Consider the following 13,544-nt stretch of genomic DNA (forward strand, 5'->3'; position numbering starts at 1 on the left):
CGTGAAGAACGCGGATGCCGAGGCGCGCCGCAAGACCGCCCTGGGCCTGAGCGACCTGGCGGACCTCTACGGCAGGATCGGGCACAACCTGCTGCAGGAGGCGATCAGCGCCTGCGGCGAGCAGTTGCAGGTGGAAGCGGCGCTCGACCTGCAGACCCTCTTGGGAGCCGCCCTGGTGCGGCTGGCGCAGGAGGCAGGCACGCGCCCGGACTTTCCGGCGCTGCGGCAGGCGATGACCTGCGTGGAAAAGATCGAGACGGAGCGTCCCCTGGTGGCGCGCGATATTCGCCGGCGCATCGCCGTGGAGAGCCGGCTGCGGAAGTTCATCAGCGACGCAGCGCGGGCGGACTCGTTGGACAGGGAGCTGGTGCCCCTGCTGCAACAGAACCGCCGGGCGGCGAGCGAGGAACTGGCGGCGCTGTTCTCGCGGACGTCGCGGCGCGGAGAATGCGACCGCCTGGTGGAATTGGCGCGCGAACTGGGTCCGGAAGCGATCGGACGGCTGCGTGAGTTGCTGCGCGCGCGTCCGGCGCACGAGGCCATCGCCACCGTCGGGCTGCTGGCCCACCTGGACGCCACCGCGCTGCTGGAATGGCTGCCCCGGCGTCTGCCGGAGTGGTCGCGCTCCCAGCACGATGCGGTGGTGCGGCAGATCGCGGCCAGCGGCGTGCCAGAGCGGGCACGGCTGCTGGTGACCATCCTGGAACAACTGGACCCCTCGGTGGCGCCGGAGGTGATCGACGAGATCGGCATGACTGGCGACCGCGGGGTCAGTGCGGTCCTGCAGCAGTGGGCACACGGCGAACTGCCGGCGGGGGCGTCGCCTTACCTGCAGGTCAAGGCCATCGAGGCCCTGGCCCGGCTGCGAGACGCCGATTCGCTGCCCTTGTTGCGGCTCCTGCTGCAGTCGCGCAGCCTGCTGGGCTGGAAGCAGCCGCGCGAGATCCGCGTGGTCGCTGCCCAGGCGCTGCACCGGCTGGATCCCGAGTTCCTGCGCGGGTACCTGCCGAAGAGTGGCATCCCGCCGCTGGAACTGGAGATCGCCCCGCTCGACCCGGAGCCGCAAGCCGGATGGGTGCGGCAACGGCGCTATCCGCGGGTGCTGCCGGGTGTGGCACTCTCGGCCATGGCGGTGACCCAGCACGGCCGCTATCCGCTGCAGATCAAGACCCTGAGCATGGGCGGGGGCCTGGGGATGCGCGACGGCCGCAGCCAACTGGGGATGGAGGCGGTGCTCGACCTTCAACTGGGCCTGCGCCACCTGCGCTCGCAGGTGTGGCTGCGCGAACTGGATGCGCGCCACGTTGGCTTCGAGATCGTGGACATCGACCTGGACGACCGGGCCAAGCTGCGCAAGCTGCTGCTGGAACAGATGCAGCGCGTGCCCGCGGGGGTGCTGGCGGGGGCCCAGGCTCCGGCAAGGTCCGCGGTCCAGGTATCGTAAGACCTACCACGGATGACACGGGTCGAAATGAATCCGTGTTGATCCCGTGGCAATCCGTGGTTCTGCTTTTACAATCGGATTCGTGGCCACACCCGCGCCCGCGATGGCGACCGCCGAGGAAGAAGTCCCCCGGTTCACTCTGCGCCAGCGTCTCGCGCTGTGGCTGGTGAGCTGGGCGGGCCACTTGGCCATCCGGCTAATCGGGCCCACGCTGCGGGTCACCGTCTCCATCGAAGAGGGCGGCCCGCCCACGTTCTTCGTCCGTCCGGCGGTGTACGCGTTCTGGCATCGCTGCGTCTTTCTGGCGACCTGGTGGTACCGGGAGCTCGAGGTGGCGGTGATGACCAGCCGCAGCTTCGACGGCGAGTACATCGCGCGCATCATCTCGCAATTCGGATACCGGCCGGTGCGCGGCTCGAGTTCCAGAGGAGCGGTGAGCGCCCTGATCGGGATGCGCAAGGAACTGGAAGAGGGCCGCTCGGCCGCCTTCACCATCGACGGGCCGCGCGGCCCTAAGTACGTCGCCAAGCCTGGGCCAGTGCTGCTGGCGCAGAAGACCGGCCTTCCCATCGCCACCTTCCATTTTGCCTGCGCGGACGCCTGGCTGCTGAGGAGCTGGGATGAGTTCATGATCCCGAAGCCGTTCTCGCGGGTGCTGCTGCGGGTGGGCAGGCTGATTCAGGTGCCGCCGGACTTGGATGAAGCCGGACAACAGCGTTACCACGCCGAGATGCAGGCGACACTGGACCGCATCCGCATCTACGCGGAAGGGCACGTCTCCGATCGGCGAGAAGACTAACCACGGAGGACACAGAGGACACAGAGGACGCGGAGGCACTGAGTACTGAGTACTGGTGCCAATCTGTTGACAGGTCTCCCCTCCGAGCATAGATTCCTTGCTTCGAATCGTTCTTTACTAACCATTGGGTTCGCGCGTCCGCGGCGCTCGCCGCGGACTGGGAAGCGGGTGAAAATCCCGCGCTGCCGCGCAACTGTATGGCGAGAGTAGATCGCATGGCCACTGCCTTCGGGCGGGAAGGCCCTACGGGAATTGACCGCCAAGCCAGGAGACCGGCGCGAACCTCACACATCACCCCTTTCGCGTGCAAAGGAGGAGTGCCGTGCGGTCCATCCAATCGTTTCTTGTTCTTCTTGCGCTGACCAGTTGCGCCGCCGCGGACGTCGTCGTCCGCGTGGCCGATCCGCGCGCTGCCGTCGTGGCCGGCGCGGAGGTCAGGATCTATCCTTCCGCGGCCTCGGAGGCGGCGGTCGGGCAGCAAACATCCAGCGAGGGCGTGGCGCGCTTCACGGCTCTGCCCGACGGCGAATACCGGGTGGAGGTGCGCGCGGCCGGATTTGCACCAGCGTCGAAGACGGTGCGCATCGCGGGAGAGAGCAACATATCCATCTCACTCAAGATCGCCCCGCTGGCGCAGACGGTGGTCGTAAGCGCCACGCGGACGCCGGTTCCCGTGGAGGAGAGCGGCGCGCAGGTGGCACTACTCGACGCGTCTGACATCCGAAACCTGCAGCCAGTGGCCACCAGCGACGCCCTGCGCTACCTGCCCGGAGCCGTGGTCAATCAGGCCGGCCAGCGTGGTGGGCAGGCCTCGCTGTTCGTGCGCGGCGGCGAGTCGCGCTACAACAAGGTCATCATCGACGGGGTGCCGGTGAACGAGCCCGGCGGCACCTTCGATTTCGGCGTCGTCCCCATGACCGGGATCGAACGGATGGAGTTCGTGCGCGGAGCGGAAAGCGTTCTCTACGGCTCCGATGCCATGACCAGCGTGGTGCAGATGTGGTCGGCGACCGGGCGCACGCCGGTGCCGGAGATCCGCTTCGGGGCTGACGGCGGCACCTTCGGCACCGCGCGTGGATATGCGTCGATTGCCGGCGCGCGCGGCCGCCTCGATTACAACCTCTTCGGCCAGCAGGACGCGACCCAAGGCCAGGGCCAAAACGACGACTACTCCAACTCGATCCAGGGCGCCAATGTCGGCGTCATGCTCTCGCCTAAGGTGTTCCTGCGCCTCCGCACCCGGCATGCCGACTCGCGCAGCGGCGTCCAGGGACAGTGGGTCTTCGGGGGGCAGCAGTTGCTCAACCCGGACATCGACGCCTACGCCCGGCAGAACAATTTCCTGGGCAGCGCCGAGCTGACCGTCACCGCCCCCAACCACTGGCAGCACCGCTTCACCGGATACGAGTACAACCACAAGGGAATCAACCAGGACAGCTTCCTGGGCGGGCCCTCCGACCGCGGCTGTAATCTCACCGACCCGCTCAATCTGAATTTCTTCGATTGCTTCTTCTCGTCGCCGTTCAAGGTGAACACCGCCGGCTTCCAATACCAGGCCGACTATTCGCCGCGGAGTTGGGCGCGCACGACCTTCGGCTACGAGTTCGAGGACGAGAACGGCTTTTTTGACTCCGCCTTCGCCACCTTTGATTTCGTGAATAACGCCGGGCCCGTGATCGGCACGGCGAATGCCCACGGCCTGCGCCGCAATCATTCCATGTTTGCGCAACAGGCCATCACGTATAAGCGGTTCACCGCGCGCGCCGGGTTCCGCTATGTCCACAATGAAGACTTCGGCGGGAAGGTGGTACCGCAGGCGGCGTTCTCGGTGGTAGCGCGCCAAGGCGGCGACACCTTCGGCCCGACGCGTTTCACTGCATCCTACTCGCAGGGCTTCAAGGAGCCGCGGTTCGAGGAAGTGTTCGGTTTTACCGGAACCTCCGCGACCAACCCGAATCTAAGCCTGCGGCCGGAGCAGAACCGCGCTTTCGAGGCGGGGGTGAGCCAGACACTCCTCACCGGCCGCCATTCGTTCTCGGCGACGTATTTCAACAATCTCTTCCGCGACCAGATCCAGTTCGATTTCTTGAGCAGTCAATACTTCAACGTGGCCAAGAGCATGGCGCAGGGCGCCGAGCTGGAATGGCACAGCCGGCTGACGCCGAACCTGTCGGCCACCGCGAGCTACGTGCACACCTCCGGCCAGATCCTCCTGAATCCCGGCGGGGCGCCGCCGTTCGCGGCCGGCGATCCGCTGCTGCGGCGTCCGCGGAACCTGGGCTCGCTGCTGCTGAACTACTCGGGACGTCACTGGGGCGGCAGCGTGGCGGGAAGCCTCGTGGGGCGGCGCTTCGACTCCGACTTCCTCTTCGGCCTGGTCCCGCCGCAGGACCACACGGCCGGATATGCGCGCGTGGACCTGGGCGCCTGGTATGCAGTCAACCGCTACGCAATCGTGTACGCCAACGTGGAGAACGCCCTCAATCGGCGTTACGAGGAGGTCTCGGGCTACCCGGCACTGAAGGCGAACTTCCGGGCGGGGATGAGGTTCCGCTTCGGCGGGGAATAGGAACTTGACCGCAGAGATCGCAGAGAACGCAGAGAAGAATGCTATGAACACCTCTGCGAACTCCGCGTTCTCTGCGGTTAGTTCTCTTCGTGGACTTCGATGGAGTCGATCACGCCGACGATCGACATATCAATCGGCGAGTTAGGGCGGTTGACGGCGGCCATAGCGGCAAAGCCCTCCTGCACGACCAGCACGCGGTCGCCGACGCCCGCGTCCACGGCGTCGAGCGCGAGGATGACCTCGCCGCGGTCGGAGCCGTCGGGATGGATGGGCTGGACCACCAGGATCTTGCGGCGCTCGTGCGACGGGTGCTTGCGCGTGGCCACCACTTCGCCGCTGACGCGGCCCAGGATCATCGGCGGCCTCGCTTGGGGTGCTTGGCGCCACGCCCAGGAGACGCGGCAAGCCGCGTCTCTACCGGAGACTTGGAAGGAGTGATCGCGTCCACGATGCCGACGATGGAGGCGTCGGTCGGTACCTCGACGCCGCCGAAGGCGAGGGAAGCCTCTTTGCCGCGGCACCAATAGACCGTCTCGCGGAAGCCCGCGCCGACCGCATCCACCGCCACCAGCGGGCGGCCGTGGTCCTGGCCGCTGCGAGTGATTGGCTGGATGAGCAGCAGCTTGCGGCCGGCCAGGGCATCATGCTTCATCGTGGCCACCACGTTGCCGATCACCCGCGCCAGCATCATCGGGCGCGTCCTTTGCCGGCGACGGCGTGCGCTTCTTCGCTGTCGGTGCGGACGGTGTCCACGATGCCGACGATGGCGCTGTCCAGCGGCGACTCCTTGCCGGCGGCCATGCGCGCCGACGAGCCGGTCACCAGCAGCACGGTCTCGTGAAAACCAGCGCCCACCGTGTCCACGGCCACCACGTGGCTGCCTTCGAATTCTCCCTGCGGGTTCACCGGGCGGCAGAGCAGGAGTTTGCGGCCTTCCAGCCGCTCGTCCTTGCGGGTGGCGACAACGGTGCCCACGACTCGGGCCAGGATCATAAACGGCCTCTTTCCCGGTTAGGCGTTGGCCTTGGCGGCGCGGCCGATCGGCAGTACGTCCTCCAGGCTGGCGTGCGGGCGCGGGATCACGTGCACCGCGATCAGCTCGCCCACCCGGCGCGCGGCAGCGGCGCCGGCGTCGGTAGCGGCTTTCACCGCGGCCACGTCGCCGCGCACGATCGCCGTGACGTAGCCGGAGCCGATCTTCTCCCAGCCGACCAGCGTCACCTTGGCAGCTTTCACCATTGCGTCCGAGGCCTCGATCATCGCCACCAGGCCGCGGGTCTCGATCATTCCCAGAGCTTCACCCATTGATTCCTCCAGAACTGCGGTCGTGAGTCGCAGGTCGTGGGTCGTGAGCAACCCAGCCTCGCATCACGCAAACTTTCTCTCCTACCCCCTACTCCCTAACCTACTACCACCGTCTTTTTGTGTGCCGCATGGCGTCTTCGACGATAGACGCCAATTCTTCCCGCGTCACCACGAACTTGTCCGCCGAACCGGCGGGAGCCTGTGCGGCCCGTGCCGGGGTCGTTGCGGGGCCGGGCTCGGTCACCGGACATCCGGGCGAGCGCGGCGCCGCTGAGGTTACGCCTTCGTATTTTTCCCGCGCGACCATCAGCTTGCTTATATCCTCGTCGCTGAGCAGCTGGGGCCGGCCCAGCAGATGCGACACCAGGGCGATCTTGGCGAAATGCTCGACCGTCTCCATCTTCATGAACGCGCGCAACAGGTCCTCGCCGTAGGTCACCACGCCGTGGTTCGCCATCAGGATGGCATCGTACTGCGGGATCAGCGGCTCCAACGCCTGAGTCAGTTCCGCCGTCCCCGGCGTGCCGTACTTGGCGACCGGGATGCAGCCCAGGGCGAGCACGATCTCCGAGACCAAAGCCTGATTGAGCGGCAGCCCACAGGCGGCATACCCGGTGGCGGTGGGCGGGTGCGCGTGCACGATCCCCTTCACGTCCGGGCGCAGGCGGTAGATCTGCAGGTGCATGGCGATCTCGCTGGAGACGTTGCGCCGCCCGATGACCTTCTTGCCCCGCATATCCACCACCACCAGGTCCTCGGGCTCCATCATGCCCTTGCTCATGCCGGTCGGGGTGGAGAGGACGGTGTCCTGGTCAAGGCGGATGGAGAGATTGCCATCGGTCGCGGCCACGAAGCCCTTCTGGTGGATCATGCGGCCGAAGCGGACGATATCTTCGCGGTGCTGACGTTCGCTCTTCATTTACTACAACTGTAGTAATTAGCCCGACCTTGGGGATGGCGTATGGTAAAGCAGGTCAAGGGAATACTGCAAAAGAAAGTCGCCGGGAGGCAGGAGGCAGGCAGGTTGTTTACTGCCGCCTGCTGCCTGCCACCTGCCTACTAGAATGTTCCGGTGCTGGTCTCGGACTTCGATTACCACCTTCCCGAGGACTTGATCGCCCAGGAGCCGCTGGCGGACCGGGCGGCTTCGCGGATGCTGCGGCTGGGCCGAGCGGCCGGCGCGGTGCGGGACAGCACCTTCCGCGAATTCCCCGAGGCCCTGCGCCCCGGCGATCTGCTGGTGTTGAACAACACTCGGGTGTTTGCGGCTCGGCTTTTCGGACATCGCAGCGGACAGCGTTCGCAGCCCCTGGGCGCGCGCAATCCGGCCTCGCGCGACTTCCTGAAAGGGAGGGTGGAAATCCTGCTCACCCGTCAAACCGGAGCGCAGGAATGGCAAGCGCTGGTCCGTCCGGGGCGGAAGATCGGCATCGGGGAGCGGCTCTACTTCGGCGAGCACGATGAGCTGCAGGCGAAGGTCACGGGACGGGGAGAATTCGGCGAGCGCACGCTGCGCTTCGAGCCGGTGGAAGATTTCTTCGCGACCGTCGAGCAGATCGGGCATGTGCCCCTGCCCCCGTACATCGCGCGCACCGACCGGCCGCGAGACCGCGAGCGCTACCAGACGGTGTACGCCCGGCAGCGTGGATCGGTGGCGGCCCCTACCGCCGGGCTGCATTTCACGCCGGAGATCCTTGCCCGCCTGCGCGAGCGCGGCATCGAAATCGCGGAGATCACTCTGCACGTCGGCCTCGGTACTTTTCAGCCGGTCCATGCGGAGGTCGTAGAGGACCACAAGCTGCACCGGGAGTGGTTCCGGATCAGCGAGGAAGCGGCCGGAAGGATCAACGCTGCGCTGCGGGACGATCGCCGGGTGGTCGCGGTCGGCACCACCAGCGTGCGGACGCTGGAATTCGCCGCATTGAGCAATGGAAAGATCCATGCCGGCGCGGGCGAGGCCGACCTGTTCATCTATCCCGGCTTTCAGTTTCGGGTGGTTAGCGCCATGCTGACCAACTTCCACTTGCCGCGATCGACGCTGCTGATGCTGGTGGCGGCATTCGCGGGACGGGAGAATGTACTGGCCGCCTATCATCACGCGATCGAGCAGAAGTACCGCTTCTACTCCTACGGCGACTGCATGTTCATTGAATAAGGCATCGGCCCGGCCAAGGCGATGCCTCGGCTAACTCCTGGGCGACGCCGCTTTGGCCTTGCTCGCCGGCTTGGCTGCCGCCGGTTCCGGCTCGGACTGCTTCAGCATGTCGTCGATCATGGCGTAGAGCTGGGTGCGGTCCACCACCTCGATGAACGGCTTTCCGCGCTGCGTATTGCTCACAATGTAGATCGTCGGCGTGTGCTGGATGCCGGTCCGCTGGCCGAGCGCGTAATCGGCCTTGATGCGAGCTTCGAACTGGCCTTTCGGGTCCACCGCGAAGGGGAGCCTCAGTTTGTGCTCCTTGGCGAAGTTTTCCGCGAACTGGCGCACGTTGTCAGGCGTGATCTCGATCTGGTGGGCAAAGACCTGGGTGCGGAATTCGTCGCCGACCTTGGGCGAGATGGAGTCGAAATAATGCGCCAGGACGGCCGCCTGGAACGACCAGTTGTGCTGGGGCAGGGGGAAGTCGTAGTGCACGACGGGGATCTTGTAGGTGCGCGAGGCTTCCTGCAACAGGGGCCAGGCACGGGCGCAGTCGGGGCACTGCAGGTCTTCGAACACGACGATGGCGACGCGGGCGCCCTTGGGCGGCCGGAGGGCGGTGGTGTCGGCGGCGGTGGCCACCAACGATGCGGTCAGCAGGAGAGCCAGTAGCGATGCGAGCTTACGCAAGAAATCCTCTTCCTCAATCAATCTTGTCAGCAGCGTGAGAGCTGCTCCATGAGATGCGTTACCGCCGGGGGGAACGCTGCACATCCGTCCTCTTATCCTAAACGAAACGCGGTCAGTAGTGGAACGTGTAGCGGACCTGGCCGGAGAACGTGCGGGGATCGGCGTAATGTGTGCCCCCGAAGGTGTTGGCGTTGTCCAGCAGGTAGTGCCGGTTGGTCAGGTTCAGGGCGGTCAGTTGGACCGACCAGCTTTCGCCGATACTCTTGCCCAGCGACAGGTCGGCGGTGGTATGGGAGGCGAGGTGCTCCGGGCCTTCGCCGTCGAGGAACCCCGAGCCGTAGACCAGGTTCACCGAGGCCCAGGCGCGCCACGGCAGCGTCGTGGTGACGCCGGTGGTAAGCGTGTGACGCTGATCGTGGTCGAGGAAGAATGCTTCGTCGGGGATGGCGCTGAGGTCGATCAGGCCGCCGTTCACCGCTCCGAATCCCACCGCCCACTGGTGGGAGTAGGCCAGATGGAAGTCGGCGCGATGCAAGACGCGCGGCGACCGCAGCGTGACTTCCCAGCCCCGGATCCGGGCGCGTTCGATGGTGAGGGGCAGGAAAATATTTGAATTCCCGAGCGCGTCGTGGTCGAAGAAATTCCGCGCGGCGGTTCTGAAGTGCGCCAGGTCAAGGGTCCAGCCGCGGTAGGGCATCGCGACCCCAAACTCGTATTGCTCGTCCCTTTCCCCCCGCAAGGGCTGGAACGCGAATCCTTGAGTCAAGGCCAGATCCAGGAGCGGCCCGGAGACGGTGGTCAGCGGAGGCGGTTGATAGTAACGGCCGTAGAAGCCGCGCACTACCCAGTTCAGTCTCGGCACGACGATGGCCGCTCCGACCCGCGGATCGACAGCGGTTTCGCTGATGCTTCCGGAGAAGTGGGTCAGCCGTACACCGCCGTTCAAGGTCAGCCACTTGGTCACCTTGAACTGTTCTTCCAGGAAGCCCGCCACTACGCTACCCCACACGCTGTCGGACTCCGTGATCGGCGTGCCGGGCCCCGCAGGCCGCAGAGCGAAAAAGATATTTTCGTTCTGGGCGAATCCCTGGAAGCCCCAGTGCAGGTTGTGTCTTCCGCTGACCACCGCCAGGGTCGCGATCCCGCCGAAATAGTCGGAACGGTGATTGTCTTCCGGCGAGACCAATGGATCGTTGGGGCCGCCGAGGTAGTGGGCGCGATTGAGATGCACGAACGGCGCCACCGTGATCAGCAGGCCGTGCGGGGTGCTGTGCACCCAGGAGGCATTGACGAAAGCATCGCGCTCGTCCTCGACGTCGCGCACTCCGTCGGCCTGCTGCTGCGGAGTGTTGGGGATCTGATAGTGGTCTCCGCGCACCGCCGCCACCAACCGCAACTGGTCCGCCGGCGTCTTGTTGAAGATGAGGGAGGCAAATCCTCCCAGTCCGCTGCCCTGGTCGTGCAGAATCTCCGGAGAGGGCGTCTCCAATCCAAGGTCGGTGCGATTGCCGGTCAGGCTGGCAAAGTAGGCGAAGCGCTCGGTGTGGCTTCCACAACTCAATTGGTCGTCGGTCTGGTTGTAACTGCCGTAGTTCAGAGCCACCTCGCATTGCCGCGAGCTCTCGAAGCCGGAGCGGGTCACCGCGTTGAAGACCCCGTAGATGCGGTCGCCATATTCGGCAGAGAGACCGCCGCGTTGCACTTCCAGAATGTCGATATTCTTGGGGTCGACCTGGGGGCCGACGTTGGTGGCAATATTCGTGTTGGGGAGCGGGATGCCGTCGAGCATCCAGGTGGACTGATGTCCCCCGCGGACATGCAACTGGTCGTGAGCGATGTAGGCGCCGGGTACGAAATCGGTGATCATCGCGAGGCTGTTGGTGCGCTCCGCGCCTGGTGTCGTCCGAATCTCTTCGCGCACGATGACGCTGGCGGGGGTAGACGACGTGGGATCCACCATGGATGGGCTTCCCCGCACCTCGACTTGTTCTGTGACTCGAGCGACAGTCAGAGCGAAGTGCAAGTCCGCGACCTCTCCCGACCGGAGCAGCACCCTGCGGGACTCTGGCTGGAAGCCCGGCTCTACGACCGTGACCCGGTACTCGCCGATGGGGACAGCAGAGAACTCAAAACTCCCTGCCTGGTCGCTAACGGAATCCTTTTGCCACTCCGAGGCGGCCGCTTTGAGGGTGATCTGCGCTCCCGAGATCGGCCGGTGCTGCGGATCATGGACCAGCCCTTTTACCGTCCCGAAGATGGAGGCGTGGACCGCCAGCGAGCAGGCGAGCAGCCCGATCATCACGGATTGACGAACGAATCTCATAGAAGTCCTCAGAAAAACGGGATCACCGCGCCGGCCGCGTGGCCGGACGGTTCTCGGGGCCTGGAAAATCCCGGGGTCAGTGCGAGCTAGAGGGAGGTGCGCGCTGGCTGGGCTTTGCTGCCTGCTCGCCGGAGGCGCAGGCGGAGGAGAACTCGTGGACCAAGGGGTGGTCGTCGTGGCTCGCGATACCGAAGCCGGCCGGAGAGACCCGCGGCGCCTGCTGGGCCGTTACCAGGCTCTGGCACCCGCTGCAATGAAGTCTGGCGTCACGGAACGACTGCTCGGTGGGCTGGGGGCAGTGATGTCCGCCCCGGCGGCAGCAGGAGGGCCGGGGAGTGACATAGCTGGCCAGCGCGGCTGGAGACAGCCAGCTCGCCAGCAACAGCAGCAGTACAAGTCGGGCCCCCACGATCCGCATGGCCCGGCATTATAGAGCACGGCTGGCGACGCCGGCGGAGGAATGGCGATCGGGGCAGTTGAGCCGCTATTTTCCCGCATGCTACGATTACGGTTTCTGCTTGCTGCGCCACGGAAGGCCGTGGCTCTGCAGCCCAGAAGGTAGGTCGCCGGCGGGTGTCGTCCGGCCGCCATCCCCCTCTCGGCATACCAAAAGGAGTCGCTTGTGAAAGTCTACGATGGGGCAAACATCCGCAACGTCGCTGTATTGGGCCACTCGCATGCGGGCAAGACGTCGCTGGTTTCGGCCATGCTGTACACGGCCGGCTCGACGCAGCGCCTGGGGCGGGTGGACGACGGCAGCACGGTCACCGACTACGACGACGAAGAGATCGCCCGCAAGATGACCATCTCCACCGGCATCGCCCACGCCGAGTGGAAGAACACCAAGCTGAACCTGCTCGACACCCCCGGCTTCAACATGTTCGTGCACGAGGCCAAGACCTCGATGGTGGCGGTGGAATCGGCCATCCTGGTGGTGGACGGCGTGAGCGGCGTCGAGGTGGTGACCGAGAAGGTCTGGGGCTATGCCGAGGAAGCGCAGCTGCCGCGCATCATCGTGGGCGCGCGCATGGACCGCGAGCGCGCCAGCTACGACCGCATGATGGAATCGCTCGTCGCCACCTTCGGCCGCACGGTGATCCCCCTGCAACTGCCGATCGGCGCGGAGAAGAACCTGACCGGCGTCGTGGACCTGGTGCGCATGAAGGCCTACAGCTACGAGATGGGCGGTAACGGCAAGGGCAAGGAGATCGAGATCCCGGCCAACATGAAAGACGCCGCGCAGGCCGCGCACGAGAAGCTGGTCGAGATCGTCGCCGAGGGCGACGACAAGCTGATGGAGGAGTTTTTCGAGAAGGGGACCATCCCCGAAGAGCACCTCGTGCCCGCGCTGCACGAGGCCATCCGCGACGACAAGATCTTCCCCGTCCTGTTGACCAGCGGGCTAGGCAATATCGGGACCGACCGGCTGCTCGACTTCCTGGTGGAGTACGCGCCGACCGCGCTCGAGCGCCCGCCGGTCGAGGCCGCGCCCACGGCCAACAATGGCGAGCCGGCGCGCCGCAAGGTGGCTGACTCCGAGCCGCTCTCGCTTTACGTGTTCAAGACCGTCAGCGATCCTTTCGCTGGCCGCATCTCATATTTCAAGGTCTATTCCGGCGTCCTGAAGAACGACGCCACAGTGCAGAACTTCACCAAGAGTTCGTCGGAAAAGCTGGCGCACATCTCGATCATGCAGGGCAAGACGGCGGTTCCGGTCACCGAGCTGCACGCCGGCGACATCGGGGCGGTCGCCAAGCTGCGCGACACGTTGACCGGCGATACCCTGGGCGACAAGGCTGCGCCCATCCAGTATCCGCCGGTGAAGCTGCCCGAGCCCGCCATCAGCTTCGCCATCGAGCCCAAGACCCGCGGCGACGAAGACAAGCTCTCCAGCATCAACCGCATGATGGAAGAGGACCCCATGCTCCGGTTCTACCGCGATCCGCAGACCAAGGAATTCCTGATTGCGGGCACCGGGCAGCAGCACATCGAGGTCATCGTCTCCAAGCTCAAAAAGCGTTACCACGCGGAAGTGAACCTGAAGGCGCCCAAGGTGCCGTATCGCGAGACCATCCGCGGCCGGGCCGACGCCCACGGGCGGCACAAGAAGCAGACCGGCGGCCACGGCCAGTTCGGCGACTGCAAGATCAAGATGGAGCCCATGCCGCGCGGTGGCGGCTTCGAGTTCGTCAACGACATCTTCGGCGGCGCCATTCCCAAGAACTTCATCCCCGCGGTGGAGAAGGGTATTGTCGAGGCGGCCCAGCGCGGCTA

General features: G+C 65.6%; 13 protein-coding genes and 1 riboswitch. Of the genes, 5 read left to right on the forward strand and 8 right to left on the reverse strand.

All coding sequences use genetic code 11. From position 1 onward, the window contains the following. The 3 genes from VMS96_14655 to VMS96_14665 all read left to right on the forward strand — a co-directional run. On the forward strand, positions 1-1,444 hold a 1,444-nt coding region (locus tag VMS96_14655; protein ID HVP44669.1), incomplete at its 5' end, for a PilZ domain-containing protein. Between the two features lie 82 nt (positions 1,445-1,526). Then, positions 1,527-2,243 (forward strand): lysophospholipid acyltransferase family protein, encoded by a 717-nt coding sequence (locus VMS96_14660; GenBank protein ID HVP44670.1) that lies wholly within the window; start codon positions 1,527-1,529, stop codon positions 2,241-2,243. A 115-nt stretch (positions 2,244-2,358) separates the two neighbouring features. Then, positions 2,359-2,539: riboswitch (cobalamin riboswitch) on the forward strand. A 26-nt stretch (positions 2,540-2,565) separates the two neighbouring features. Next, complete coding sequence (locus VMS96_14665; protein HVP44671.1) at positions 2,566-4,812, forward strand: TonB-dependent receptor plug domain-containing protein; 2,247 nt, start codon at positions 2,566-2,568, stop codon at positions 4,810-4,812. Between the two features lie 77 nt (positions 4,813-4,889). Here the strand turns inward: VMS96_14665 and VMS96_14670 are convergent, their stop codons facing one another. From VMS96_14670 to VMS96_14690, 5 genes are all read right to left on the reverse strand, one after another. After that, entirely contained in the window at positions 4,890-5,168 is a 279-nt protein-coding gene (locus tag VMS96_14670) for a EutN/CcmL family microcompartment protein (protein HVP44672.1), read from the reverse strand. Continuing rightward, positions 5,165-5,503: a EutN/CcmL family microcompartment protein gene (locus VMS96_14675; protein HVP44673.1), complete on the reverse strand. Its 339-nt coding sequence runs from the start codon at positions 5,501-5,503 to the stop codon at positions 5,165-5,167. Before VMS96_14675 ends, VMS96_14670 begins: the two co-directional genes overlap by 4 nt. Further along, on the reverse strand, positions 5,500-5,805 hold the full coding sequence (locus VMS96_14680) for a EutN/CcmL family microcompartment protein (protein ID HVP44674.1): 306 nt from the start codon (positions 5,803-5,805) through the stop codon (positions 5,500-5,502). Before VMS96_14680 ends, VMS96_14675 begins: the two co-directional genes overlap by 4 nt. A gap of 18 nt (positions 5,806-5,823) precedes the next feature. Beyond that, entirely contained in the window at positions 5,824-6,117 is a 294-nt protein-coding gene (gene eutM, locus VMS96_14685; GenBank protein HVP44675.1) for an ethanolamine utilization microcompartment protein EutM, read from the reverse strand. Between the two features lie 103 nt (positions 6,118-6,220). Next, a complete protein-coding gene (locus VMS96_14690) occupies positions 6,221-7,036 on the reverse strand; it encodes a class II aldolase/adducin family protein (protein ID HVP44676.1) in 816 nt (271 codons plus the stop codon). A gap of 153 nt (positions 7,037-7,189) precedes the next feature. Between VMS96_14690 and queA the strand changes: the two genes are divergently transcribed. Next, positions 7,190-8,272, forward strand: coding sequence for a tRNA preQ1(34) S-adenosylmethionine ribosyltransferase-isomerase QueA (queA, locus tag VMS96_14695; GenBank protein HVP44677.1), 1,083 nt, complete (start codon positions 7,190-7,192; stop codon positions 8,270-8,272). 30 nt (positions 8,273-8,302) lie between these two features. Here the strand turns inward: queA and VMS96_14700 are convergent, their stop codons facing one another. The 3 genes from VMS96_14700 to VMS96_14710 form a co-directional block, all read right to left on the reverse strand. Then, entirely contained in the window at positions 8,303-8,947 is a 645-nt protein-coding gene (locus VMS96_14700) for a thioredoxin domain-containing protein (protein ID HVP44678.1), read from the reverse strand. Between the two features lie 112 nt (positions 8,948-9,059). Beyond that, positions 9,060-11,270: a TonB-dependent receptor gene (locus VMS96_14705; protein HVP44679.1), complete on the reverse strand. Its 2,211-nt coding sequence runs from the start codon at positions 11,268-11,270 to the stop codon at positions 9,060-9,062. Positions 11,271-11,346: 76 nt separating this feature from the next. Further along, positions 11,347-11,688, reverse strand: coding sequence for a hypothetical protein (locus VMS96_14710; GenBank protein HVP44680.1), 342 nt, complete (start codon positions 11,686-11,688; stop codon positions 11,347-11,349). 204 nt (positions 11,689-11,892) lie between these two features. Between VMS96_14710 and VMS96_14715 the strand changes: the two genes are divergently transcribed. Next, a partial coding sequence (locus VMS96_14715) for an elongation factor G (protein ID HVP44681.1) occupies positions 11,893-13,544 on the forward strand: 1,652 nt, incomplete at its 3' end.

Source organism: Terriglobales bacterium, assembly GCA_035543055.1.
GTDB lineage: Bacteria > Acidobacteriota > Terriglobia > Terriglobales > Acidobacteriaceae > JAIQFD01.

Coding starts and splice junctions, on each gene's coding strand:
- VMS96_14710 (HVP44680.1), bottom strand. CDS start 11,688: ATGCGGATCGTGGGGGCCCGACTTGTACTGCTGCTGTTGCTGGCGAGC.
- VMS96_14690 (HVP44676.1), bottom strand. CDS start 7,036: ATGAAGAGCGAACGTCAGCACCGCGAAGATATCGTCCGCTTCGGCCGC.
- VMS96_14675 (HVP44673.1), bottom strand. CDS start 5,503: ATGATGCTGGCGCGGGTGATCGGCAACGTGGTGGCCACGATGAAGCAT.
- VMS96_14680 (HVP44674.1), bottom strand. CDS start 5,805: ATGATCCTGGCCCGAGTCGTGGGCACCGTTGTCGCCACCCGCAAGGAC.
- VMS96_14670 (HVP44672.1), bottom strand. CDS start 5,168: ATGATCCTGGGCCGCGTCAGCGGCGAAGTGGTGGCCACGCGCAAGCAC.
- VMS96_14705 (HVP44679.1), bottom strand. CDS start 11,270: ATGAGATTCGTTCGTCAATCCGTGATGATCGGGCTGCTCGCCTGCTCG.
- eutM (HVP44675.1), bottom strand. CDS start 6,117: ATGGGTGAAGCTCTGGGAATGATCGAGACCCGCGGCCTGGTGGCGATG.